We start from the raw sequence: 2,010 nt of genomic DNA, 5'->3' as shown, positions 1-2,010 counted from the left end.
GGGCAGGAGCGCCTGAAGTTCAAGCGCTGGCGCGAGGGGCCGGGCTGGTACGCGATCGAGGAGGCGCCGCTTGCTGCCGCCGGCATCGAGGAAGAGTTCCTGATCGCGCAGACGCAAGAGGCCGGGTTGCTCGTCGAGAGCCTTGGGCGCGGCCATTGGCGCGGCATCAACGCACCGCATTACCAGGACGTGCTGATCGCGACCAAGCCGGAGCGCAGCCGATGAGCCGCCGCATCCTCGTCGTCGCGCATAACCATCCCGATCTGCATCCCGGTGGCACCGAGATTCTGGCTCATGACCTCGCGGGTGGTTATCGCGAGCAGGGCTGCGACGTGCTCTTCCTCGGCGCAACCAACGCGATCCACCGTGAGGCGCATCCCGGCACGGCCTTGCAGGCTACCGGAACCGATGGCGATGTCCTGCTGTGGAGTGGCCATTTCGACCGCTTCTATCTCAGCCAGATCGATCACTACGGCACACTCCAGGATCTCGCCGGCCTGCTCCAGGAATACCGGCCGGATGTGATTCACATCCACCATCTCGTGCTGATCGGGGCCGAGTTCCTGACGCTGGCGCGGCGCCTCCTGCCGGCGGTGAAGATCGTGATGACGCTGCATGACTATTACCCGATCTGCCATAATGACGGGCTGATGGTGCGGCCGACCGACAAGGAGCGCTGCACCGCAGCCTCTCCGACACGCTGCCGTGGCTGCTTTCCCGGAATCGGCTCCGACCGCTTCCTGCTGCGCGAGCGCTTCCTGAAGACCCATCTTGCAGCGGTCGATCAGTTCGTCGCGCCGAGCCGCTTCCTGCGCCAGCGCTATGTCGACTGGGGGCTAGCGGGCGACCGCATCGACGTCATCGAGAACGCTCGCCCGGCTCGCGAACCGGCGCCGCACCGGGCCAAGCGCGGGCCCCGCGCCAGCTTCGGCTATTTCGGCAACGTCAATCCCTGGAAGGGGGTGCTGGAGTTGGTCAAGGCAACCTCGCTGCTCAGTGCCTCGGGCCTGCGCGGCTTCGAAATGCGCATCCATGGCGGGACACCGTTCCAGAGCGAGGCCTTCGTTGGGCAGTTCGAGGCGGCGCTCGCGGCCTCGGACGGCACGGTCACCCATTGCGGACCCTATCATCGCGACGAGATGCCGGAGCTGATGGCCGAGATCGATTGGGTGGTAATGCCCTCGATCTGGTGGGAGAACGCGCCGCTCGTCATCCAGGAGGCGTTCCAGCACCGCCGCCCCGTCATCGCCAGCGGTATCGGCGGCATGGCCGAGATGGTGCGGGACGGCATCGACGGGCTGCATGTCCGCCCGGGCGATCCGGCCCAGCTTGCCCGCACCTTGCGGCGCGCGGTCGAGGAGAAGGGCCTGTGGGATCGCCTCGTCGACGGCATCCGGCCCCAGCCGACCATCGCTGAATGCACCACGGCGCATCTCGCGCTGTTCGACAGGCTCACACTCGCGGAGGCGGCATGACGGTCATGCGTGATCCCGACGGAACCGAGCGGCTGCCCAATGTCGTTCCGGCGCGTCTCAATGGCCGTGTCGATGCCCTCGACGGCAACCGCCTGCATGGCTGGATCTGGGATGAAACCCGTCCCGAGGAGCGGCTCAAGGTCCGGCTCAAGCTCGATGGGCGGGTTGCGATGGAAGCCGTCGCCGACCAGAGCCGCATCGACCTTCGCCGCAACGGCATTGGCGACGGGCGCCATGCCTTTGCGATGGAACTCGACGACACGCTGGTCGCAGCCCGCGACCGGCTGAGCATCGTCGGCGTCTCTCCGAGCACGGATGTTGAGCTCGAGCTCAGATTGCCGCCGCCGGCCGAGCTCGCAGCCGAGGCTGCGATCGCGGTGCCGCTTGCGCGCTTCTTCGATCGCGTCGAGGCGTTGATCGCGCTCAACCGGCGTGGGCAGCTCGCACAGAAAGAACTCGTCGAGAAACTCGACGAGATGACGACGCGCATGGCGGGCAGCGGCGTACAGCGCGACGAGGCCGCGGAGGCCGCGCG

General features: G+C 67.2%; 1 protein-coding gene and 2 pseudogenes. All 3 read left to right on the top strand.

The genetic code is table 11. The features are described from left to right. Positions 1-225 (top strand): annotated as a pseudogene (locus AC1D34_RS37050) (class I SAM-dependent methyltransferase); the annotation flags it as partial. Further along, entirely contained in the window at positions 222-1,475 is a 1,254-nt protein-coding gene (locus AC1D34_RS37045) for a glycosyltransferase family 4 protein (RefSeq protein WP_476826962.1), read from the top strand. The pseudogene AC1D34_RS37050 and the gene AC1D34_RS37045, both read left to right, overlap by 4 nt. Then, positions 1,472-2,010, top strand: a pseudogene (locus tag AC1D34_RS37040) (hypothetical protein); the annotation flags it as partial. The gene AC1D34_RS37045 and the pseudogene AC1D34_RS37040, both read left to right, overlap by 4 nt.

It is taken from the genome of Allobosea sp. P1_A7, from assembly GCF_056406775.1.
This window is presented reverse-complemented; position numbering and strand designations above follow the sequence as displayed.

Coding starts and splice junctions, on each gene's coding strand:
- AC1D34_RS37045 (WP_476826962.1), top strand. CDS start 222: ATGAGCCGCCGCATCCTCGTCGTCGCGCATAACCATCCCGATCTGCAT.